This window comes from Streptomyces sp. NPDC111744 (assembly GCF_055634995.1).
On sequence record NZ_JBVKCG010000013.1, the window covers coordinates 230978 to 252941 of the forward strand.

A 21964-nucleotide genomic window follows, 5' to 3' on the forward strand; every position below is an offset into this window, starting at 1 on the left:
GCCCCGGGACCGCCGTCGAACGCGACACGATGACGCCACAGACGACCAACAACCCGGCCGGCGCAAAGCGCGGGGAGGCCATGGCGCCCACGCCCAGCAGCGTGAACCGGAGCCGAGGCCCCATGGCCGTTCACCTCCCGGAGAGGCTGGTCCGGCCATCGTCTCAGCAAGCCACAGGCGTGGACCGGAGCCGTCCGGCCACGGACGGGGGCCGTTCGACCCAGTGCGGACGGAACGGACCGGACGGATGGTCGAAGAAGGCCCGAAGGAAGGAGGGGCCGCCATGCCATGGGAGACCATCCGGAAGGACACCCCGCCGCTCGTCGTCCCCAATCTGCGCGACTACGACGAGGAGTGCGCGGACTTCTCGTGGCAGGCGGCGGGGAGCAGGCTGCAGGGGCTGCCCGGCGGACGGGGACTGAACATCGCCCACGAGGCCGCGGACCGGCAGGTGGCATCTGGCCGTGCGACTGCGGTCGCGTTGCGCTGTGTCGGGCGGGACGATTCCGTGACCTCCACGACCTACGGGGATCTGGCCCGCTCGACGGCGCAATTCGCCAACGTGCTCCGCGGCCTCGGTATCGGTCACGGCGACCGGGTCGTGACGCTACTGGGGCGCTGCCCAGAGCTGTACACCGTGGTCCTCGGTACGCTGAAGAACACCAGTGTCCTCTGCCCGCTGTTCTCCGCCTTCGGACCGGACCCGGTCTTCCAGCGGATGACGCTGAGCGACGCACAGGTGCTGGTCACCACGGCGGACCTGTACCGCAGGAAGGTCGCCGGACGACGCCAGGCCCTGGCCGCCCTGCGCCATGTACTGATCGTCGGCGACGGGGCCGACGACCTGCCTGACACCCTGTCCCTCGACGCGCTGATGGCCGACGCTGCCGACACCTTCACGATTCCGCCGACCTCACCGCACGACATGGCCCTGCTGCACTTCACGAGCGGCACGACGGGCATTCCCAAGGGCGCGGTGCACGTGCACCAGGCGGCCGTCGCCCACTACATGACCGCGCTGTACGCCCTCGACCTGCACCCGGACGACGTGTTCTGGTGCACTGCCGACCCGGGCTGGGTGACCGGGATGTCCTACGGGATCATCGCCCCGCTCATGCACGGCGTGACGGTCGTGGTGGACGAGGGCGAATACGACGCCCGCCGCTGGTACCGGATCCTCGCCGAACAGCGGGTGAGCGTCTGGTACACGGCGCCGACGGCCCTGCGCATGCTGATGCGCACGACGTCGAGGACCGGGCCGTACGACCTGCCCCGCTCGTTTGACCTGAGCGCGCTGCGGTTCATCGCGTCGGTCGGCGAGCCGCTCAATCCGGAGGCGGTGGTGTGGGGGCGGGACGTTCTCGGACTGCCGGTGCACGACAACTGGTGGCAGACCGAGACCGGCGCCATCATGATCGCCAATTTCGCTGCCTGCGACATCCGTCCCGGTTCGATGGGGCGCCCCCTGCCCGGTGTGGAGGCGGCGGTACTGCGGCGCGGCGAGGACGGCCGGGCCGAGGTCGCAGAGGGACGCGTCACCGTACTGGAAGAGCCCGGAGTGGAGGGAGAACTGGCGCTCCGGCCCGGCTGGCCGTCCATGTTCCGCGGTTACTTGCACGACGAGCCACGCACCGCGGCGGCCTTTGCGGACGGCTGGTACCTCACCGGTGACCTCGTACGACGCGACACCGACGGCTGGTACTGGTTCGTCGGGCGCGCCGACGACGTCATCAAGTCGGCGGGCCACCTCATCGGGCCTTTCGAAGTCGAGAGCGCCCTGATGGAGCACCCGGCAGTCGCCGAGTCCGGCGTCATCGGCCGCCCCGATCCCGTCGCCGGGAACATCGTGAAGGCCTTCGTCACCCTGCGGCCGGGCTTCGATGCGACCAGCGCGATGCGGCAGGAATTGCTGGCCTTCGCCAGGCGCCGGCTGGGCCCGGCCGTGGCGCCCCGCGAGATCGCCTTCGACCAGCACCTGCCGCACACCCGCAGCGGCAAGGTCATGCGCCGCCTGCTACGGGCCCGTGAACTCGGACTGCCCGAGGGTGACATCTCCACCCTGGAGGACTCCACCCTGGAGGCGTCCTCCTCCGCGCCGAGAACGGAGCAGCCCGCATGAGTGCTACCCACACCCCTCGCTCACCGCGCACCGCCTCCCGTCCGAACCGTCAAGCTTCCGGGCACCGGCTGGCCCTGCTGGAGTCGATGCTGCGCATCCGCCGGTTCGAGGAGCGCTGCGTGGAGCTGTACAGCGCCGCCCGCATCCGGGGTTTCATGCACCTCTACATCGGCGAGGAAGCCGTGGCCATCGGCGTGACCGAGGCACTCACAGCCGACGACGCGGTCGTGTCGACTTACCGCGAACACGGGCACGCACTCGCCCGCGGGGTTCCGGCCGAGGCGATCATGGCGGAGATGTTCGGCAAGGTGACCGGCTGTAGCCGCGGCCGTGGCGGCTCGATGCACCTTTTCGACGCCGGCCGCCGCTTCTACGGCGGCAACGCGATCGTCGGCGGTGGGCTCCCGCTCTCGGCCGGCCTCGCCCTCGCCGACCGCATGACCGGCCGCAATCGTGTCACCTGCTGCTTCTTCGGCGACGGCGCCTTTGCCGAGGGCGAGTTCCACGAGACCGCCAACCTCGCCGCGCTGTGGGGGCTGCCGCTGCTGCTGGTCTGCGAGAACAACCTGTACGCGATGGGCACCGCCCTGGCCCGGCACCAGGCCCAGACCGACCTCGCGCTGCGTGCCGCCGGGTACGGCATGGTCTCCTGGGCCGTCGACGGCATGGACGTCTTCGCCGTGGAGGACGCCGCCCGCCGGGCGGCCGAAGGCGTACGCGCCGGAACCGGACCGCACTTCCTGGAGATGCGCACGTACCGCTTCCGCGCCCACTCCATGTACGACCCCGACCGCTACCGCGACAAGACCGAGATCGAGCACTGGAAGGAACGCGACCCGGTCGAAGGGCTCGCCCGGCGACTGCGGGAGGCGAAGGAGCTGACCGACAAGGCCCGCACCGCCCTGGAGGACCGCCTGGCCGCCGAGATCGACCGCGCCGTCGAGGCCGCCGATCAGGCTCCCGAGGAACCCGTCGAGGATCTGCTGAAGTACGTCACCAGCCCGGAGGCGAGCCGGCCATGACCGCCACCCGCACGCGTACCGCCGGACCCGCCGCGCCCGACGACCGGAAGACGACCTATCGGGAGGCGATGCGCGAGGCCCTGCGCGAAGCGCTGCGCACGGACGAGCGAGTGTTCCTGATGGGTGAGGACGTGGGCCGGTACGGCGGCTGCTTCGGCGTCAGTCTCGGACTGTTGGAGGAGTTCGGGCCCGAACGGATCCGCGACGCCCCGCTGTCCGAGTCGGCGTTCGTCGGAGCCGGCATCGGCGCGGCCCTGGCGGGCATGCGCCCGATCGTCGAGATCATGACGGTCAACTTCAGCCTGCTGGCCCTCGACCAGATCCTCAACAACGCGGCGACCCTGTTGCACATGTCGGGCGGCCAGCTGCCCGTGCCGATCGTGATCCGGATGACCACGGGCGCGGGACGCCAGCTCGCGGCCCAGCATTCGCACAGCCTGGAGGGCTGGTACGCGCACATCCCCGGCCTGCGGGTGCTCGCCCCGGCTACCCTCACCGACGCCCGCTACATGCTGGCCCCCGCGCTCGCCGACCCGGACCCGGTGCTGATTTTCGAGCACGGCAGCCTGTACAACGTCTCGGGTGAGCTACCCGCCGACGCGGGGCCGGTCGACATCGACAACGCGGTCGTCCGCCGAGCCGGTACGGACGTCTCCCTGATCACCTACGGGGGCTCACTGCCGAAGGCCCTGGCCGCGGCCGGCGACCTCGCGAGCGGCGGCATCAGCGCGGAGGTCGTCGACCTGCGCACCCTGCGTCCCTTGGACGACGCCACCATCGGCGAGTCGGTGACGCGCACCCATCGTGCCGTCGTAATCGACGAGGGCTGGCGCACCGGCAGCCTCGCCGCGGAGATCTCGGCACGTCTGACGGAACAGCACTTCTACGACCTCGATGCCCCCGTCGAGCGGGTGTGCAGCGCCGAGGTGCCCATGCCGTACGCGCGCAGGCTGGAGGAGGCGGCGCTGCCCCAGGTGGACGGAGTCGTCGCTGCCGCGCATCGCGCCGTAGGCGAACCGGTGCCGACCGGAGCCGGCACGCCGGAGCGGCCGCCGGTCAGCGGGAGGTCGGGCTGAGATGACCGCGTTCACCATGCCCTCACTAGGCGCGGACATGGAAGAGGGACTCCTGCAGGAGTGGCTCGTGAGCCCCGGTGACCGCGTGCACAAGGGCGACGTCGTGGCCGTCGTGGAGACGGACAAGGCTGCCATCGAGGTCGAGTGTTTCGAGTCCGGGACCGTGGGACGGCTGCTCGTTGCGCCGGGCGCCCGGGTTCCGGTGGGGACGCCGCTCGCGGTGATCGAAGGCGAAGCCGCCTCCGGCGTGCCGGCAGGCGCCCCCGGGGAGCCGGTGGCAGCCGGACCGAGCGAGCCCGTCGGTGAGGCTCAGCCGCCCCCGACGCCTGCACGCGCGAAGGCCGACCAGGAACCGGCCGCCCGGCACGAGCGCCCGCAGCCTCGGCCGAAGGCGGCCCGCAAGCCCGAGCACGCCTCCAAGCCGGCACAAGCCGAGCCCCGGAAGCAGCCGGCCAGGCAGCACGTGCAAGCGCTGCCGGAGCCATCCGCCGCAGCCTCCTCGGTGACCGGCGCCGGGCCCCTCGTACGGCACCTGGCGGAGCACCGGGGTGTAGACCTGACGACTCTGCACGGCACCGGGCCGGGCGGACGCATCACCCGTGCCGACGTGGAGCACGCCGCGCCGCCTCTCACGTCCAGGGTCCGCGCCACACCGTACGCACGGCGCCTCGCCCACGACCTCGGCATCGACCTGAGAGCGGTGCGGGGCACCGGCGACGGCGGAGCCGTGCGGGCGGCGGACGTGCACACAGGCGCCGGGGCCGAGCGGCCGGATCGGGGCCCGCGTGACGGCGAGCAGCGCCCGCCCGCGGGCGTCGCGATCCACAGCCGCCCGGAGGAACGTACGGACGCCATGCGCCGTGCCATCGCCGACCTCATGAGCCGCTCCAAACGGGAGATCCCGCACTACTACCTGTCCACCGCCATTGATCTCGCGGCGGCCGAGGAATGGCTGCGCAGGATCAACCGCGGTCGTCCGCCCGCCGACCGCCTCGTGCCCGCGGCTCTGCTCCTCAAAGCCGCCGCCCTGGCAGCTCGCGAGGTGCCCACTCTCAACGGCTACTGGCGGAACGACGGATTCGTCCCGGCTTCTGAGATCAACCTGGCCGTCGCGGTGTCGCTCCGGCAGGGCGGACTGCTCGCGCCGGTGATCCACCGCGCCGACACCCTGCCGCCCGACGCCCTCATGGTCCGCCTCAAGGACCTTGTCCAACGAGCCCGCCGCGGACGGCTGCGCGGGAGCGAGACGACGGGCGCCACTCTGACCGTCACCAACCTGGGCGACCAGGGCGTAGAGGCGGTGTTCGGGGTCATACACCCGCCCCAGGTGGCCCTGGTCGGCTTCGGAGCGGTCGTCGAGCGGCCCTGGGCCGCGAGCGGCATGGTCGGCGTACGTCCGGTGGTGACCGCGACCTTGGCCGCCGACCACCGGGCCACGGACGGAGCCGTGGGAGCGCGCTACCTCACGGCGGTCGACCGCCTGTTGCAGAAACCCGAGAAGCTGTGAGTCAGATGAAGCCCTTGAACAACGCGGAGGCTCTGACGGTGATCAAGGAGTCGATCACACAGATCATCCCAGACGCCGACTTCACTCTGGTTGGACCGGACGACAAGTTCCGCGACGTGCTCGACCTGGATTCGCTCGATTTCCTCAGCTTGATCGAACTGCTGTCCGAGCGCACCGGAGCCCGTATCGACGAGGAAGACTACCCGGAGCTGACCACGCTGTCCGACGCGGCGCGGTTCCTGGTCGGCAGGACTGCTGCCGACCGGTCATGACCGCGCCTCGCGTCGCACGACGGCGGCGTGGCAGTGCGCATGGTGCGGCCCGCCGACCGAGCCCAGCGCCAGTCCCGCGAGGCCACACCACCCCACCCGCACGCTCGCAGCGCCCGGAACTCATCCGGGGGTCGAGTCGGGGTGCAGGACGACTTTGAGGGCTCCTGTGCTGGGGCCGCACGCGAACACCTCGTACGCGTCCTCCATCCGGTCCATATCGAAGGTGTGGGTGACCAGCCGTGAGACGGGCAGATGTCCGAACCTCATCAGCTCCAGCAGCCATGATGTGGAGGACGTGTCCACCTGGCCCGTGCTGATCGTCACGTTCTTGCGCCACAGGGACTCGAGGTGGAGCGTCGCCGGCTTGCCGTGCGTGCCGATGTTGGCGATGTGCCCTCCCGTGCGGACGGCGCGCGTGCACAGCACGAAGCCGTCCGGGTCGCCCGACGCCTCGATGACCACGTCTGCGCCCGGCCCCTCGGACAGGTCAGTGATCATCTTCCCCGGCGATTCAGCGACATCCGCCCCCACCCGGGCAGCGGTCGGTCCACGACGATGATCCTGCGCGGTGAGTACAGCCGCGCAAGAACCACGGCGGCGAGCCCGACGGGGCCCGCGCCCACCACGACGACGGTGTCTCCCGGGCAGACGTGTCCATTGCGCACTCCGACCTCGTAGGCGGTCGGAAGGAGTTCGGCGAGCAGCACCGCGTCATCCAGCGCGAGGTCGTAGGGTCGCCGGGTGGTGGAGTGGTCGGCGAAGGGCACGCGCACCGACTCGGCCTGGGTGCCGTTGACCAGATTCCCCAGCATCCATCCGCCTCCGCCACGGCACTGCCCGTACCTGGTGTCGCGGCACTCCCTGCAGTGACCGCAGGCGGAGACGGACGACACGATCACCTGATCACCGGGGCGCAGGTGGTGGACCTGGCTACCGATCTCCTTGACCTCGCCGACAGCCTCGTGGCCAAGTACCGTCCCCGGTTTCACCTCGGGGAAGTCTCCCCGCCGGATGTGGAGATCAGTGCCGCACACAGTGGTGGCGTCGACGCGCACGATCGCGTCGGTCGCCTCCTCGATCACGGGATCGGGAACGGTATCCCAGGAGGTGTGTGCAGGGCCGTGGTAGACGAGCGCTCGCACCGAACTCACTCCTCGCTCCCCCACCTCCACGGTCACCCCCACAGTGCCCCCGGGCAACACGGACGCGCGTGTGCCTCAGTCCGGCTCCATGTACGGACGGCGGAAGACTGGGGCCTGACCGGTTCCCCTCGGGCGTACGGCCGTCAGCGCCCGAGAGACGGCGGATTCCAGCGCGCCACTGGTGTCGACCGGGACGGCTTCGGGCCACGGCGCTTCCCTCGCGGCCATGGCACCGGCGACCTCGGGGCTCGCGTCGGAGGCGCCGGGGGCGCGCGTGATCAGGCGGGCCGCCGACACATCACCCGGCACATGGCAGTGCAGGGCCACCAGGTCGGCGCTGGTGCACTCGGCCGCCCGCACCGCTGCCTCACGCTGGGTGGCGTCGGACCAGGTGGCGTCGAGGACGACGGACTCGCCGGACGACAGCAGAACGGCTGCGTGGTCGAGCAGGGCGGCATAGGTCCTCGCCGTCCACTCGGGTGTGTACAGCCCTTCGCCGTAGCTGGTGGCCGCGGACCGCTCGGCCGGGATGCCCGCCAGCTCCTTGCGGATGCGGTCGCTGCTGAGCAGGGTGACTCCCAGCCGGTCGGCGAGGGCTCCGGAGAGGGTGGACTTCCCGCTGCCCGGCAGTCCGCCGACGAGGGTGAGGCAGACAGCCGAGCTGCGCAGGTGGCGCAGTGCCACGGTGGCAAGCCGCCGCGACGCCGCTTCCGCGCCGGGCGCGCCCTGGCGGGCCTGGATCAGCGAGACTTTGGCACGGACGAAGGCTCGGTAGGCGACGTAGTGGTGCCACAGGGAAGGAGGCGCGGGGTCCGCTGAGTACTCGCCGTACCGGGCGAGGAAGTACGCCGCGGCCTCCGGAGCGCCGAGCTGTTCCAGGTCCATGGCGAGGAAGGCGGCGTCGTCCAGGCCGTCGACGTAGCGGAGGCGATCGTCGAACTCCAGGCAGTCCAGGACCCGGGGGCCGTCATCGAGGCAGAACACGTCCTCGGCGAGCAGGTCGCCGTGGCCGTCGACCACCCGTCCCTGCTCGATACGGCTGTCGAACAGCCGCTTGCGACCGGCGAGATAGCGGCGCACCAGCCGCTCGATATCCGTCAGGCAGTCGGGTACGACTCCCACCGCCGCCAGCGCGTGCAGCTGCGCGAAGCTCGCCTCCCAACGCGCCGACAGCGCGTCTCGCGTGCCCTGTTCGTCCACATCGCGGCCACGGGGTGCGGCCGCGTGCCACGCTGCCAGGTGGCGGGCGACAGTCCGAAGGATGTCGTCCACGGCATCCCCTGCTCGTACGAGACGGGAGAGGCGGCGGTCCTCCGGCATGCGGCGCATCACCACGACCGGTTCAGGCACCTCGGCATCGGGGCTGCGGAACTCACCCAGACCCACGTAGACGTCGGGGGCGAACCGGCGGTTGAGGGTGATTTCGCGCTCGCATGCGGCCCGGCGTGCCGCGACCGTGGTGTAGTCCAGGAATCCCAGATCGACCGGCTTCTTGAGCTTGTAGGCCCGATCGCCGACGAAGAACAGCGTCGCTGTGTGGGTCTCGCACACCCCGGCGCGCGGGAGCGGCTCGTTGTCGTGCCTGGCGGCCGACTGAAGCGCGGACGCGTCGGCCCGAGACGCGCGAAGGCTGGACTCCGTCATGAGGAACGGCGGCGACGGGGAAGCGCCCGTGATTTGTGTCGTCTCCGTCTCCGAGTCGGCGGCCCGGAAGGCGGCGGCCAAACACCCAGACGGACTGTGAGCCCTACGGTGACGACTGGTGGCATGGCGACGGCCTCCGTCTCGTACGAAGCTGGAGGGGGCGGCGGACGAGTCCGACCGGGTGAACGGTCCGCACGTCACCTGCATACCGGGCGCTAGGCGTATCTCCCATTCGAGGATCCCCTGGTCCTCACCGCGGCGCATGTGGGGCCGCGGCGGAGGGGACCGGAGCCGTGTGATCCGGCGCGAGAGGAGACAGGCGCGGTGACGATTCCCCTGGTGGTGGGCGTCGACGGATCCGAGGCGAGCCTGGAGGCGGTCGACTGGGCCGCCTCCGAGGCAGCCCGGCACGGGGTTCCGCTCCATCTGCTGCACGCGACGGCCGGAGAGCAGGAAACGTCCCACGTGATCAGCGCCGCCTCCGCGCGCGCCAGGGGGAGCGCTCCAGCGGTCCGGTTGTCCAGCGAGGTGTCACACGAGGACGCGGCTTCAGCACTGGTCGGCAAGGGGCGCAATGCCTTCGCGCTGGTCCTGGGGTCCAGGGGACTCGGAGACCTAGCCGACATGCTCTTGGGCTCGGTCAGCCTCGCTGTGGCGGCACGCGCCGACTGTCCGGTTGTCGTGGTTCGCGGCTCCCCGGAGCATCACGCTGCCCATTTCGGAAACGTGGTCGTGGGCATCGAGGACGGGGAAGGCAGCGGTACGGCCGTCGACTTCGCGTTGCGCGAGGCGAATGTGCGAGGCTGCCGGCTCGTGGCGGTGCATGCCTGGAGTGCACCGTCCGGTGCTTGTACGACCCCACAGGCCCCGTCGTGGTTCCTGGAAGCCCACCGTCGCCCGCCGGCTCAGGTTCTCGACGACGCTCTGCGCCACCCCGCTGAAAGGTATGGGGACGCGGCGGTGAGCCGAAGACTGATCGAGAAACCGGCGCGCCCGGCGCTGCTGGAAGCCGCGTCGACGGCGGATCTGCTGGTCGTGGGCGCCCGTCGACGACTTGGGCATCCGGGCCTGCAGCTCGGCCTGATCAACCACGCACTGCTGCATCACGCACCGTGTCCCGTCGCCGTCGTCCCTCAGATGTGACCGCCCCGCCACGAGGGGAACGGGACGCAGTCGGCTTCCAGGGCCGGTCGCCGGTTCGACAGGGACTTTCGGCCCTGTGGCCGAGGAGCGGCGTCGTCTGATCGTGGAAAGACCGGGGGACCGCCCAGTGGCCGACTGGATGCCATCCACGTGGCTTCCAGCCATCCCGCCCATCCGGTGCGGTCACCTGGAGCGCCGCTGCTCGGACTGCAGCAGCGCGCTGCACACAGGCAAGGAGAGAACGATGTCGCACACCGGACAGTGGAGCGTGCGTCTCCACCTCTTCGAAGACGACGACGGGACAACGAAGGCACACGTCACGCTGGCCACCGGCACCACGGCGCTCACCGGGCATGGAACCGCGCACTGCAATCCGGTGGACACGAACGTGCCGTAGATCGGCGACGAACTGGCGGCAGGAAGGGCCATGCACGACCTCGCCCACCAACTCCTGAACGCCGCCGAACGCGACGTCCAGGGCATGGCGGCGTCCCGTCCCAGCATTCCTCAGACCGCTGAACGGCCCGCGTGAACTCCGATGGTTCGTGGGAAGACAAGCAAGGGGGAGAGCCTGCGCTCGCAGCCCGGGCCGGGGGTTTCATCCGGCCGCGGCTCAAGTGTCGGTGGACGCATCCCGGGAACCGTCCTTCTGGTAGGAGAGATTCCCGGACACCGACACCACGCCGTCGACGCCACGGCACAACTGCTCGATGACGGGGATCAGACTGCTGTACTCGACGGTGCCGGCGAGCGTCACCCGCCCGTCGCGCACCTCCGCGCTCACGTCCCGTGGATCGAGTCCCAAGGTGCGCCGCAGCAGATCGCCGGTGATCTCCTCGCGGATGGCCTCGTCACGGCGGAGGAAGACCCGCAGCAGATCACCGCGGCTGACGATGCCCAGCAGCCGGTCCGTCTCGTCCACCACAGGCAGTCGTTTGACGTGCTGGGCCTCCATGAGTCGGGCGGCCTCGACCACGGTCCACTCGGGACGTGCGCAGACCGCGGGAGCGGACATCAGTTCCTCGGCACGAGAGCCCTCGGCCTTGGCCCGTTCCCAGGCCTCCAGGTGCGGGACGGGCGTCCTGCCCGAGGGGTCGGCCTGGTCGGCGCTCTTTCGGAGCAGGTCGGCCTCGGACACCACACCCAGCGGACGGTCCAGCTCGTCCACCACGGGCACGGCGGTGACGTCGTTCTCTTCCAGCAGTCTGACGAGCTCCTTGAACGGCGTGTCACGCCGTGCCCGGACGACGTCCCGGCTCATGAGCTCCTCGACCGTTCGGTGGTGCATGTCGCCTCCCGGGAACATGCCGCCCAGCTCGTGGAGACGGGGCAGCCGCCCCGTGCGGCGGTGCGGCCCGCGTGGCAGGTTGGATACAGCACCATTCTGAGGAGAGGGCGGCGATCATGCGAGCTCACCTCGGCGATCAACTCGTCGTCGAAAGTCCGGCGACCGGCGCCGCCAGGCGCGACGGCGAAATCGTCGGACTGCACCACGAGGACGGAACACCCCCTTACGACGTGCGCTGGTCGGACACGGACGAAGTGACGCTCGTGTTCCCGGGGCCCGACGCCCACATCCACCATCTGGGACATGAACAACCCGTGGCCACACGCGAGCCCCTGCCCGACACACACGAAGCGGAGACCGTGTTCACCGCTCCGCGGTCGACCAGAGCGACCAATCCTGGCGACATCGGACGGCGCGTGGGGGTCGAACGCCGACGGCAAGGGCTGAGCCTGGTAGAAGCGGCCCGCCGTGCCATGATGTCGCCCGACTACCTCGCCTACCTGGAGGGGCAGCCCGCCGACCCGAGCCTTGCGACTCTCATCCGGCTGGCCGACGCCCTCGGCACCACAGTCGCCGCACTCCGTGGCGGAGGCATGGATCTTCCCCCCGGTCAGGGCCACGCACTGCTGCACCCCGAGCTGCGGGACCTGGCCCCGGAAGAGTGCCGCACCCTGCTGTCCACGCATGGTGTGGGTCGCGTCGCGGTGTCGGCGTCCGACGGCCGCCCGGCGGTCGTCCCGGTCAACTACGAGATCGTCGCCGACGCCATCGTCTTCCGGACCGCTCCCGACTCCGTGGCGGCCGCGGCAGCTGAGACAGAAGTCGCTTTCGAGGTCGACCACGTGGACGACGCCATGAGCCAGGGCTGGAGCGTTCTCGCCGTCGGCCCCGCAAGCGTCGTGACGGAGCCGGAGGCAGTACACAGGCTCACCCAGCACGCGCACACCACCCCCTGGGCCGGCGGCGAGCGCGAGATGTGGGTGTCGATCCGGCCCACAAGCCTCACGGGCCGCCGGATAACTCCGGCTGATCAGTAGACAGCCGCGGTTTACCCGCCCTGTGAGGTGAACCGGAGCGCCAACCAACACCCACGGGGTCACTCGGCCGGGCAGGTTCCCACCGGGCGGGAGTCCTCCCCACTGAGCTGCGACTCGACACCCACCACGCCCTCGATGCCATGGACGAGGCGCTCGGCGACCCAGATGAGCGAAGTGTCGTGGACGGGCCCGCGGAGCGTGACGATCCCGTCCCCCACGGACACGTGGATGGCATGAGCGTGCATGGGGAACAGGTAGGACACCACCGTGCGGCGGACCTCCTCCTCGATGTCCTCGTCCGACCGCAGGAACACCTTCAGCAGGTCGCCACGGCTGACGACGCCACGCAGCCGATCCGCGTCGTCGACCACGGGCAACCGTTTGACGTGGTGTACCGCCATGCGGCGGGCCGCCTGGGTGAGGGTGTCGTTCGGTCGGACCGTGACAGCGGGCGTGCTCATCACCTCCTCGGCGGTCATGCCCTCCGCCTTGGCCAGGTCGGACCGGCGTTGGATCCGCTCGAAGTGGGACAGCTCGCGGTCCCGGAACTCCTCCTTGAGCAGCAGATCGGCCTCGGACACCACACCGACGACCCGCCCTTCGCCACTGACGACCGGCACGGCACTCACATGGCGCTCGTCCATGACCCGCACGAGCTCCTTGAAGCGCGCGTCACGCCCGACGGCGACAGCGGGCGCGGTCATCACATCGCTCACGATGTGCGGAACAGCGACAGGCATGCCCTGAGTCCTTGAAAGGTTCCGGAGGGGGTTGGCTCGGCCACTGCCTCCAGCTTCACGGCGAGCGCACCCACCGCAAATCGGCCGGCGACCGACCAGTCCGGCCCGGTGGCGTGTCGCGGCGCCGAGCAGGCAGTGCGACGGTATTCACAGGGGCTCACGGCAGTCCGGCGGCAAAGGCGGTGACGGCGATGGACCTCCCACTGGTCGTAGGCGTCGACGGGTCGGACTCCAGTCTGACGGCGGTCGACTGGGCCGTGGACGAGGCGGCACGGTACGGGCTGCCGCTTCGCCTCATCCATGCCTCCCTGTGGGAGGTGTACGAGGGCGCCCAGCCGTCCTTCACCACGGACCGCCCGGCCGAGGAAGTCATGGCCGAGCACATCATCGCGTCCTGCGTGGAGCGGGCCCGGCGCCGCAACCCCGAGGTGAAGGTCTCGGGTGAGGTACTGGCCGAGGACGCCGTGTCCGCGCTGCTGCAGGCGGCCCCCGAGGCGTTCGCGCTGGTCACGGGCTCACGCGGGCGAGGCGAGATCGCCGGGATGCTCCTCGGATCCGTCAGCCTCGCGGTCGCGGCCCGCGCCGTCTGCCCGGTCGTCGTGGTCCGTGGCGCGGATCCGAACCGCCGGGGAGCCCTCGGCCGCATCGTCGTGGGTGTTGGTGACTCGACCGGCAGCGCGGCGGCGGTACGGTTCGCCGTCCGCGAGGCGGAGGTGCGCGGCTGCGCCCTGACGGCCGTACGGGCCTGGCGCAACCCGTCGCAGGAGCCCGTGGACCACATGCTGATCGCGGACGACGCTGCCCGGCTGCGCGAGGAGCGGGCTTCCACCGGCCTCGACGACGCACTACGTGAGGCCGTACGGGAGCACCCTCAGGTGGATGTCCGACGTCAGCCGCTCGAAGGCCCCGCCCACCGGATTCTCCTGAAGGCGTCAGCCGAAGCCGACATGATCGTCGTCGGCGCCCAGCGACGACACGGACACTTCGGTCTGCAACTCGGCAGGACCGCCCACGCCCTCCTGCACCACTCGGAATGCCCGGTCGTCGTCGTTCCGCAACCGGTCTGAGACTCGCCGCACGTACTTGGGCTTCCAGGGCCTCCGGAGGATAGGAAGGTGACGGATGCCGGAGTGGATGTGGGAGTGGAAGGGCTACGACCCCGCCGCCGAGCGCTTGCGCGAATCCCTCTGCACCCTCGGCAACGGTTACTTCGCCACTCGGGGCGCGCTGCCAGAGCGCCGGGCCGGCCTGGTGCACTACCCGGCGACCTATGTGGCCGGCTGCTACAACCGCGTGGAGTCGACCGTGGCGGGGCGGCGCGTGGTGAACGAGGATCTGGTCAACCTCCCCAACTGGCTGCTTCTCCGATGCCGTCTGCGCCGCGCCGAGGGAGCGTGGGGCCCGTGGATCTCTCCCAGCACGCACACGCTCCTGGACCACAAGCACACCCTGGATCTGCGCCGCGGCACGCTCACCCGATCCTTCCGGCACCGGATGGGCGAGAGGGGTACGCTCAGCGTCGAGCAGATCCGCCTGGTGCACATGGGGGACCCACACCTGGCCGCGCTGCGCACGGTCATCACGGCCGAGGACTGGTCAGGCGAGATCGAGATCGAAAGCTCGATCGACGGCGAGGTGATCAACGGCAACGTGCACCGTTACCGCGCCCTCAACCGCCACCATGTGACCCATGTGCGCACCGGCACCCACGAACCCCACACGGTCTGGCTGACCTGCCGGACCAGCACGTCGGACATCTCCGTCGCCCTGGCCGCCCGGACGACGGTCATCGCCGACGGGGCTCCAGCCTTGTCGGTGCTCCGTCCGGCCCGCCAACGCGCGGTCCACCGTCTGATGATCCCCTTCTCATCAGGCCGACCCATCACCGTGGACAAGACCGTGGCCCTTCACACCTCGCGGGACACGGCGATCAGCGACCCGCTCGGCGAAGCGGTCGACCGGGTGACCACAGCACCGGACTTCCCCGCGCTCCTGGACTCCCATACCGCCGCGTGGGAACGGCTGTGGCGGCGCGCCGACCTCCAGGTGCCCGGCGAAGCCGGCCGCATCCTGCGCTTCCACCTCTTCCACATCCTGCAGACGCTGTCACCGAACACAGCGGACCTTGACGTAGGGGCTCCAGCTCGGGGCCTGCACGGCGAGGCGTACCGGGGCCATGTGTTCTGGGACGAGCTCTTCGTCCTGCCCTATCTCAACTTGCACTTCCCTGAGGTCTCACGATCCTTGTTGAACTACCGCTACCAGCGGCTCCCGCGCGCCTGCCGAACGGCGACCGCGACCGGCCGGGCGGGGGCGATGTACCCGTGGCAGAGCGGCAGCGACGGCCGTGAGGAGTCCCAGGAGTGGCATCTCAACCCGGCCTCGGGCCGCTGGCTGCCGGACCACTCCCGCCTCCAGCACCACGTGGGTTCGGCGATCGCCTACAACGTCTGGCAGTACTGCGAGGCCACCGGCGACACGGAGTACCTCCACACCAGGGGCGCGGAGATGCTGCTGCAGATCTCCCGCTTCTGGGCCGACCTCGCCGCCTTCGACCCCGACAGGGGCCGCTACCGAATTCGCGGTGTCGTCGGCCCCGACGAGTACCACGACGGCTACCCGGGTGCCACCCTGCCGGGACTGGACGACAACGCCTACACCAATGTCACCGCGGCCTGGGTCCTCACCCGCACCCTGGAGCTCCTACGGCGCCTTCCCACATGGCGCCGCGAGGAACTGTGCGACCGGCTCCGGCTGACCGCCGACGAACTGCTGAAGTGGGAGGAGGTCTCCCGACGGTTGCGAGTGCCGTTCCACCACGGCGTCATCAGCCAGTTCGAGGGCTACGACGACCTCGCCGAGCTGGACTGGGACGTCTACCGGGCGCGCTACAGCACCATCCGCAGGCTGGACCGGATCCTGGAAGCCGAGGGCGACACGGCCAACCGCTACAAGGCGTCCAAGCAGGCCGACGTTCTGATGCTCGGCTACCTGTTCTCACCCGCCGAGCTGCGAGCCCTGTTCCGTCGTCTCGGGTACGACCTGGACGACGACATCTGGCGCAGAACCGTGGACTACTACCTGCAGCGCACCAGTCATGGCTCCACCCTCAGCGAACTCGTCCACGGCTTCGTCCTCGCCAGGGCCAGACGGGCCGAGGCATGGCAGTACGTCCATGAAGCCCTGAAGGCGGACGTCGCCGACATCCAGGGCGGCACAACCGGCGAGGGCATCCATCTGGGCGCCATGGCCGGGACGCTGGACCTGGTCCAGCGTGGCCTGACGGGGCTGGAGACGCGCGAGGACGCCCTGTGGCTCGACCCGGTGCCGCTCCCGGCGCTCTCCGAGTACGGGTTCACGATGCACTATCGCGGTCACTGGGGCGTGGGCATACGCCGCCGGAGCGGGCAGCTGGAGATCAGCGTGCCGGACTCGGAGGAGTCGCCGATTCGGGTGATGCTGGCCGATCGGGCGGTGACCATCGCGCCTGGGGAAACCTGCTCCCTCGTAGTGCCGGACCTCGCCCAGACGGCTCGTCACGCTACTCCTGACCGCGCCTGTTAGCCGACGCCGGCATCGGCGTTCTACTGCTGCCTGAAGCGGTTCCAGCCCTGCCATGAGGTCGCTCCAGGAGATTTCACGATGGCGAAGTGGTGGCATCTCTGCCGCCCCTCGAGCGGCTGACTCGAAGGCGCAGGGCCAGAATCGCCATATAGCCGAGCAGTGCCACTAGGCCAGCCATGAACAGACCAAAGACGGTGTCCCCCATGGTGCTGGTCAAGTCCTTCGGTGCCGTACTCATGATGAACAGCGGCACGACCACGCCAACCACCGTGAAGAAACTCAGAATTCCGAGGCCCAAGCCGAGCCCCTTCGGTTTGACGATCGCTTCACGGGCCTGTCTCAGCCGCGCAACCTCGCCCACAAGATCTTCCAATTGCTGTTGCGACCGCTCCTCCTGGGCTTTCAGCGCATCTCGTCGAATACCGCGCTGCAACATCAGCGTCTCGGAAAGGCTCGGCCTCGTCATCATCGCGGGGAGATGGCGAAAGCCAAGGCCGGGCAAGTTGTGACTTCTCACGGGAGGCGCCGTGAGCTGCCAGAACTTGATCTCCCACGCGTCCTCAATCTCGATCTGAAGCTCGGGGTGGCTTCGACGAAGGTCATCCCAACTGGATGGCTCGGCCGCCTCGTCGGAGGACAGCAACGCCCTGCAGGCCGCCTCGGCTCGTGTCAACTCCTCGGCCACCACGGCGGCGTGATGTTCGATTTCTTCGTCTTGCAAGGCCGAGTACCGTCTTACCTCACGAAGTCCAGCGGCGTCGAGCACACCGTTGTCGACGGCCACGATCACCTCTCTGCTGAAGAAGCGGTCAAGGTCGAAGGACAGCCGTTTCCGGCGAGCTGCCTCCGCCCGCGTCTTCACGGCCTCGAGCCGTGCCTCGGCATCAGTCAGGACGCGCTGGGCCCCTTCTTGCTCGGAACCCAGAGTCACGAATCTGGCGACGAGAAGGCCGCCCACGATGGCGACAAGGGCTGAACTGGCGGTCGTGATAGTGGACAGGAACGGAGCAGGCTCCGTCGGCACACTTGGCATAGCGAACAACCTACGGCCATTCGGCGAAAACGATGCCCCAGGATGGACCGGCGACAGCAGGGGGAGCGACTGACAGCGGTACGCCTGATCCGAAATCCAGCCCCCGTGAGAGCTTGGCGTCCAAGGGCTTCGTCCCGAGCAGGGCAGTCCTCCTGCTCACCCTGCAACAGCCGGATGGTTCTTGATCCACGCGAGTCCGCCCAAGTCGAGTCGGGACCGGGCGCGGGTGACCGCAACGTAAGCGAGGCGTGCGTCGGCTTCGTTCACGGGCTCGGGGATCGGACGCCCAGAGGCGTCCTGCTGGTCGGAGTCCGGGGGCGGCGGGAAGTCATCGCCGATTCTCACTCGGGGCCATTCACGCCCCTTCGCCTTGTGCGCGGTGGAAACGACGACGTCCGCCTGGTCTTCGTCGGTCAGTGCATTGACGGCAGCGATGACGGCCTCTGGACCATGAGTGTCCACGAGTTCCACGAACGGCTGCAGATCCCGGCCGGCAGGATCGTATTGCGCGTAGTCCTGCAACTCGCCCCACGAGGAGAAGAGGAACAACTCCGGGTGGGAGGTGGGGCGGCCGTCCTTGAGCGCCCTGGCGGCGATCGCGAGCGAGACGAGTGTTTCCCCACCTCGCGACAGTGCGACACGGCGTCCGGCCGCAAGCAGCCGCAGCACCTCCGTCATGGCCCCGATGTTGGTGCGACAGAGCACGGCGTCCGGATGTGCGACGTGGCCGATTTCCGTCGGGATCGCTTCGGTGCCTGTCAACCGGATCGATGCTCCGGCCAGGCTGAGCCACGTGTTGGCCTGATCGGCGAGAAGGGGGCCGAACCGGAAGGACCGGGTCAGGCTGAGGCGGGTGGCATCGAAGCCGGTCATCACATCACGTGCCCCACGCCAGCCATAGATGGCTTGAGCGGAGTCGCCGACCATTACCAGCTGGGCATGGGCCCCCTGAGCTGTGAACACCTGCTCCACCACCGAGTTGGTGTCCTGTGCCTCGTCCAGGAGAAGGAAGTCACCATCGATCCTGGGGTCGGTGAGCGCCCACATTTTCAGATAGTGGTCGTGCTCGAAACGGACAACACCGTGCTCGGGATTCTGCAGATCCCCCCACGCCTTCCCGGCGAAGGGTACGACGATCTCGGCAAGCTCAGCGTGATCGTCCGGCTCTTCCAAACCCCGGAGGCTCGGCACGTGCCGGAAATCCACGGTGCGATCGGCGGAGTGACAGAAGCGTGTCACTGTGCGCAACACGGCGTGGGACAACGTCCTCTGGCTGACATCACGGTCACCGATCCGGACCGGTCCGTCGATGCCGAGCGCCTGGCCGCTCTTCCAGGCGGGCTGACGGGGGCCTCTAAGGCGGTGAGCGAAACGATGCCCAAGAGCGGCGTAGGCCATGGCGTGGGCGGTCTTGCACGTCACCGACCGCGGAAACCGGCTGGAAGCCTCATGGGCGACATCCCTGTTGAAGGCAAGGAAGCGGCCGCGGCTACGGGCGCTCGCGGCAAGCAGGGCCAGCGTGCTGGTCTTTCCGGTGCCAGCGCCTGCCTGTAGCACGAGATGGTGACCCTGCCGAAAGGCTTCGACGGCCTGAGCCTGTTCGTCGGTGGGCGTGTGCATTCGGACTCCGAAAGAGACAGGAACAGGTGGATGTGCCGCAGGTTTCAGACGGTGGGCCACGGTGCCCAAGCCGGTGGCTTGGGCACCGTGGCCTGAGGTGCATGCCGTGCGGCTCCGAATCGTCGCGAGCAGCTCACCAGGCAGAGCTAGTGACGGCCCGGCTGACGTCGTGGGTGAGCGCCCCGCTGTGGATGCCGAACACGAGTGGGCAGCCGACGGTAGATGTGCGTGTGGTGCAGGAGAGGATCGAAGGGCTCCCACTCGGCCATCACCAGGTCAGCTGCCGCAGTGGCAGCAGCGTGGGCGCTGCAACGCTGAGCGCGCCAGCGCAACTGTTCGCTGTACGGCAGGTGGGTGAGGTCGTACAACGCCATGATCTCGGAGGGCAAGGCAAGTTGTTCCTGCCTGGCTGTGGCCGGCACCAGGGTCCACCTGCCGGCAAGGGCGCCCTGGGTGAGGAGCCGCTGAGGGCAACGACCGCGGTGACGCGTCTGGGCAACGCATTGGATCTCTTCTACCGGCTGGGCGGCCAGATAGCGGATGTACAGAAGCTGCACAACGGGTCGTGCAGGTCGGCACGCTTCCGGCGTCTGTGCAGGACCCGGTTCTGAGGCGGAGGGAGTGAACGCGCCGGAGTCGATCAGGCGGCGTGTGTTGACAGCCAGTGCCCGCCGCAAGCCCGACAGCCCTGAATGATTGGCAGTGACTCCAGTGGAGGCAGGGCAGACGGCGGCATGGGCGATGCGGCACCAAGGTCTGCCGTCTCCGGCGGGATGGGCGAGGCCTGAACTGACATGCCAGCGGAGCTTGTCAGGCACGTTGGCTGACGGAAGTTCTTCGGGATGCAGGCACGCGAATCGTTCGTCACTGCGGCGATACCACTCGATCGCGTTGCCGCATGCGCGGCAACGGTCGCGCTGAGCACAGCGAAGAAGCCGGGTGGGGCTGTCAGCAGCGACGCGCAGCGAACGCCGCCTGTGGTCGGCCGTGGAGCTGCCGTCCCAGTGGCGTCGGGGAGCAGATGAAGAGCTCATGAGCGCGAAGGTGCCAAGCGACACGCCATGGAGGCGATGACCGGGCCGCCTTCATCCACCGAATGGCCTCTATTATGGCAACAAGGGTTCGACACCTCGACCAAGAATGCGAGTCGCGTCATCCGTGCGGGTGGAAGCCGTGTCGACCCTGAAGCGGCCGTCAGCCACCACCGCTCGTCGGGGGCTCGTGCCCGTGACACAGGGCGCCGAACAGCTCGTCAAGCGGGGTGCTCAGCGCGTGGGCCAGGGCGTGCCACGTCTTGAGGGTCCCAATGGTGCGACCCTGCTCGATCTCGATGAGGGTCCTTCTGGCCAGCCCACTGCGAGCGGCCAGCTCGTCATAGCTCCACCCCCGCGCCGCCCGTAGCCGAGCGAGCTCCAGGCGCAGGGCCTCGAAGTCCGGCTCGGGCGGGAAGATCGTCACCTGACCATCCGACGGTGCAGCACCCTGCCCTGTCAGTGCAGACCTCTGCCCTATTTCCGACAGCGCGACGCTCGGCGAGAGGGCAGGGGTCTGCACTACCGTGTGCCGCCGAACCCGGCCGACGGGGACCAGCGCGGAAAGGGCAGGAGGAACGCGCGCGCCATGAGGCTCTGCTCTGCTCAGTCCGGTGTACGGCGTACGTGGACGGTTGAACTGCGCCCGCAGCCCGGCGGGCCCGTCCTCGTTTGTCAGCAGTGCGCCCACGGCGGACGGCGACTCATCGGCTCCAAAGCGCGGACTCAGGCCCTGGCTCATCTAGCTCTGCACGCGCGGCGAAATCCACTTCCCGTACATCTGCGGACATGTCAGTGCCAGGAGCGGGGCTGTACGTGGCACTCCCGGCACCGGGGCTGCCACGGACCAATCCAGCTCCTGCTGATCCGCGAGCGCGGTGGACGCCTGTGGCGCCTCACCGACGCGTGCGTCGCATGCGCCGCTGCTACGTCGCAGGCGTCCATCGTCCCCGAAACGGTCCTCGTCCCCGCCGCCCCACCGCAGAGGCAGGAACCCGCGCGCCGGCGCCGCACCCGAGCGCCTGACAGTCGAACACGGGTGCGGGAGATGCTCAACTACCTTGCCGCTGCCCTGCCCGCCGATGTGGGAGCTGACGCCCGGTTGATCGCCCTGCAGTGCGCACTTCGCATGAACGACGCAGCTCAAACGAGGCTGCCTTACGGAGTGCTTCGAAGCCTTCGCCTTGGAGCCGCTGCAGATGCATGGCATGAGCTCACCCAAGCCGGGTGGCTGCGCCCGCTCGCGTCCGGCGAACGCGCAGTGGAGGTTCGGATGGTTGACGTCGCCCTGCTCGCGCAGCATCCCGCCCGTCCTGACCGGCTACAGGCCGCAGACTGGGCGCTGCGCACCGCCTGCCGTGCTCGTCCGGGCTCGGACTCTCTTTCCATGCTCGTCACCCTGTGCCTGGCGAGTCACTGCCCCCCTGGCGAGCACAGTGGGACCGCCGAGACAGAGCAAATCACGTGGGAATGCGGGATCCCCCTTCATGCACTCCACGGCACCCTTGACCACCTGAAGAGAACACACGTCCTGAAGTACTGGGGTGCAGACCAGGTGGCTGACGATTTGCGATGGACACTGACGCCATCAGTCGTGGTCCGGTGAGCACCCGGAGCACATCCCCCGCCGCGAGCAATGCTCATTACCTGTGGATCGGCTCGGGAGGGCACACGCGGAGGGCGTACCTTCCCGAGTGATCGATTGACTGGTATCGAGTAGGCCCGC

The 21964-nt window shown here is 69.2% G+C and carries 16 protein-coding genes and 2 pseudogenes; 10 read left to right on the plus strand and 8 right to left on the minus strand.

Annotated elements, in window-relative coordinates; genetic code table 11:
• Nucleotides 1-283: 283 nt before the first annotated feature.
• The 5 genes from acsA to ACZ7OO_RS27470 are packed head-to-tail and all read left to right on the plus strand — an operon-like array spanning nucleotide 284 to nucleotide 5996.
• On the plus strand, nucleotides 284-2119 hold the full coding sequence (gene acsA / locus ACZ7OO_RS27450; RefSeq protein ID WP_471508626.1) for an acetate--CoA ligase: 1836 nt from the start codon (nucleotides 284-286) through the stop codon (nucleotides 2117-2119).
• Nucleotides 2116-3141: a pyruvate dehydrogenase (acetyl-transferring) E1 component subunit alpha gene (gene pdhA, locus ACZ7OO_RS27455; RefSeq protein ID WP_471508628.1), complete on the plus strand. Its 1026-nt coding sequence runs from the start codon at nucleotides 2116-2118 to the stop codon at nucleotides 3139-3141. The genes acsA and pdhA overlap by 4 nt, the downstream gene beginning before the upstream one ends.
• Nucleotides 3138-4217, plus strand: coding sequence for an alpha-ketoacid dehydrogenase subunit beta (locus tag ACZ7OO_RS27460; RefSeq protein WP_471508630.1), 1080 nt, complete (start codon nucleotides 3138-3140; stop codon nucleotides 4215-4217). The genes pdhA and ACZ7OO_RS27460 overlap by 4 nt, the downstream gene beginning before the upstream one ends.
• 1 nt (nucleotide 4218) lies before the next feature.
• The gene (locus ACZ7OO_RS27465) at nucleotides 4219-5724 is read left to right on the plus strand and encodes a dihydrolipoamide acetyltransferase family protein (protein ID WP_471508632.1); all 1506 of its coding nucleotides are present in this window, start codon (nucleotides 4219-4221) and stop codon (nucleotides 5722-5724) included.
• Between the two features lie 5 nt (nucleotides 5725-5729).
• Nucleotides 5730-5996, plus strand: a complete 267-nt coding sequence (locus ACZ7OO_RS27470; protein WP_471508656.1) for an acyl carrier protein — start codon at nucleotides 5730-5732, stop codon at nucleotides 5994-5996.
• 120 nt (nucleotides 5997-6116) lie between these two features.
• Here ACZ7OO_RS27470 and ACZ7OO_RS27475 read toward each other — a convergent pair.
• Together ACZ7OO_RS27475 and ACZ7OO_RS27480 are read right to left on the minus strand one after the other, a co-directional pair.
• A pseudogene (locus ACZ7OO_RS27475) lies at nucleotides 6117-7138 on the minus strand (alcohol dehydrogenase catalytic domain-containing protein).
• A 75-nt stretch (nucleotides 7139-7213) separates the two neighbouring features.
• On the minus strand, nucleotides 7214-8689 hold the full coding sequence (locus ACZ7OO_RS27480) for a bifunctional aminoglycoside phosphotransferase/ATP-binding protein (RefSeq protein ID WP_471508658.1): 1476 nt from the start codon (nucleotides 8687-8689) through the stop codon (nucleotides 7214-7216).
• A 417-nt stretch (nucleotides 8690-9106) separates the two neighbouring features.
• Here ACZ7OO_RS27480 and ACZ7OO_RS27485 point away from each other — a divergent pair, with 417 nt between their 5' ends.
• Together ACZ7OO_RS27485 and ACZ7OO_RS27490 are read left to right on the plus strand one after the other, a co-directional pair.
• Complete coding sequence (locus tag ACZ7OO_RS27485) at nucleotides 9107-9925, plus strand: universal stress protein (RefSeq protein ID WP_471508634.1); 819 nt, start codon at nucleotides 9107-9109, stop codon at nucleotides 9923-9925.
• Nucleotides 9926-10169: 244 nt separating this feature from the next.
• Nucleotides 10170-10457: pseudogene (locus ACZ7OO_RS27490) on the plus strand (dsRBD fold-containing protein).
• 81 nt (nucleotides 10458-10538) lie between these two features.
• On the opposite strand, the gene ACZ7OO_RS27495 reads toward ACZ7OO_RS27490, so the two are convergent.
• Nucleotides 10539-11213, minus strand: coding sequence for a CBS domain-containing protein (locus ACZ7OO_RS27495; RefSeq protein WP_471508636.1), 675 nt, complete (start codon nucleotides 11211-11213; stop codon nucleotides 10539-10541).
• A gap of 116 nt (nucleotides 11214-11329) precedes the next feature.
• Between ACZ7OO_RS27495 and ACZ7OO_RS27500 the strand changes: the two genes are divergently transcribed.
• A complete protein-coding gene (locus ACZ7OO_RS27500; RefSeq protein WP_471508638.1) occupies nucleotides 11330-12250 on the plus strand; it encodes a DUF1918 domain-containing protein in 921 nt (306 codons plus the stop codon).
• A 59-nt stretch (nucleotides 12251-12309) separates the two neighbouring features.
• Here ACZ7OO_RS27500 and ACZ7OO_RS27505 read toward each other — a convergent pair whose 3' ends face one another.
• On the minus strand, nucleotides 12310-12990 hold the full coding sequence (locus ACZ7OO_RS27505) for a CBS domain-containing protein (protein ID WP_471508639.1): 681 nt from the start codon (nucleotides 12988-12990) through the stop codon (nucleotides 12310-12312).
• 191 nt (nucleotides 12991-13181) lie between these two features.
• Between ACZ7OO_RS27505 and ACZ7OO_RS27510 the strand changes: the two genes are divergently transcribed.
• Together ACZ7OO_RS27510 and ACZ7OO_RS27515 are read left to right on the plus strand one after the other, a co-directional pair.
• Nucleotides 13182-14057: a universal stress protein gene (locus ACZ7OO_RS27510; protein ID WP_471508640.1), complete on the plus strand. Its 876-nt coding sequence runs from the start codon at nucleotides 13182-13184 to the stop codon at nucleotides 14055-14057.
• Nucleotides 14058-14112: 55 nt separating this feature from the next.
• Nucleotides 14113-16554 (plus strand): glycoside hydrolase family 65 protein, encoded by a 2442-nt coding sequence (locus ACZ7OO_RS27515; RefSeq protein WP_471508642.1) that lies wholly within the window; start codon nucleotides 14113-14115, stop codon nucleotides 16552-16554.
• Nucleotides 16555-16627: 73 nt separating this feature from the next.
• Here ACZ7OO_RS27515 and ACZ7OO_RS27520 read toward each other — a convergent pair whose 3' ends face one another.
• The 4 genes from ACZ7OO_RS27520 to ACZ7OO_RS27535 all read right to left on the minus strand — a co-directional run bounded on the left by ACZ7OO_RS27520 (nucleotide 16628) and on the right by ACZ7OO_RS27535 (nucleotide 20665).
• The gene (locus ACZ7OO_RS27520) at nucleotides 16628-17587 is read right to left on the minus strand and encodes a hypothetical protein (protein WP_471508644.1); all 960 of its coding nucleotides are present in this window, start codon (nucleotides 17585-17587) and stop codon (nucleotides 16628-16630) included.
• 156 nt (nucleotides 17588-17743) lie between these two features.
• Nucleotides 17744-19207 carry a UvrD-helicase domain-containing protein gene (locus ACZ7OO_RS27525; protein ID WP_471508646.1) on the minus strand — a complete coding sequence of 488 codons (1464 nt, stop codon included), beginning with the start codon at nucleotides 19205-19207 and terminating at the stop codon, nucleotides 17744-17746.
• Between the two features lie 146 nt (nucleotides 19208-19353).
• Entirely contained in the window at nucleotides 19354-20241 is an 888-nt protein-coding gene (locus tag ACZ7OO_RS27530) for a DUF6083 domain-containing protein (protein WP_471508659.1), read from the minus strand.
• A gap of 160 nt (nucleotides 20242-20401) precedes the next feature.
• Nucleotides 20402-20665, minus strand: coding sequence for a helix-turn-helix transcriptional regulator (locus tag ACZ7OO_RS27535; protein WP_171159254.1), 264 nt, complete (start codon nucleotides 20663-20665; stop codon nucleotides 20402-20404).
• Nucleotides 20666-21964 lie beyond the last annotated feature (1299 nt).

Coding starts and splice junctions, on each gene's coding strand:
- ACZ7OO_RS27530 (WP_471508659.1), bottom strand. CDS start 20,241: ATGAGCTCTTCATCTGCTCCCCGACGCCACTGGGACGGCAGCTCCACG.
- ACZ7OO_RS27515 (WP_471508642.1), top strand. CDS start 14,113: ATGCCGGAGTGGATGTGGGAGTGGAAGGGCTACGACCCCGCCGCCGAG.
- ACZ7OO_RS27520 (WP_471508644.1), bottom strand. CDS start 17,587: ATGCCAAGTGTGCCGACGGAGCCTGCTCCGTTCCTGTCCACTATCACG.
- ACZ7OO_RS27470 (WP_471508656.1), top strand. CDS start 5,730: ATGAAGCCCTTGAACAACGCGGAGGCTCTGACGGTGATCAAGGAGTCG.
- ACZ7OO_RS27505 (WP_471508639.1), bottom strand. CDS start 12,990: ATGCCTGTCGCTGTTCCGCACATCGTGAGCGATGTGATGACCGCGCCC.
- acsA (WP_471508626.1), top strand. CDS start 284: ATGCCATGGGAGACCATCCGGAAGGACACCCCGCCGCTCGTCGTCCCC.
- ACZ7OO_RS27500 (WP_471508638.1), top strand. CDS start 11,330: ATGCGAGCTCACCTCGGCGATCAACTCGTCGTCGAAAGTCCGGCGACC.
- ACZ7OO_RS27510 (WP_471508640.1), top strand. CDS start 13,182: ATGGACCTCCCACTGGTCGTAGGCGTCGACGGGTCGGACTCCAGTCTG.
- ACZ7OO_RS27460 (WP_471508630.1), top strand. CDS start 3,138: ATGACCGCCACCCGCACGCGTACCGCCGGACCCGCCGCGCCCGACGAC.
- ACZ7OO_RS27495 (WP_471508636.1), bottom strand. CDS start 11,213: ATGCACCACCGAACGGTCGAGGAGCTCATGAGCCGGGACGTCGTCCGG.
- ACZ7OO_RS27525 (WP_471508646.1), bottom strand. CDS start 19,207: ATGCACACGCCCACCGACGAACAGGCTCAGGCCGTCGAAGCCTTTCGG.
- ACZ7OO_RS27465 (WP_471508632.1), top strand. CDS start 4,219: ATGACCGCGTTCACCATGCCCTCACTAGGCGCGGACATGGAAGAGGGA.
- pdhA (WP_471508628.1), top strand. CDS start 2,116: ATGAGTGCTACCCACACCCCTCGCTCACCGCGCACCGCCTCCCGTCCG.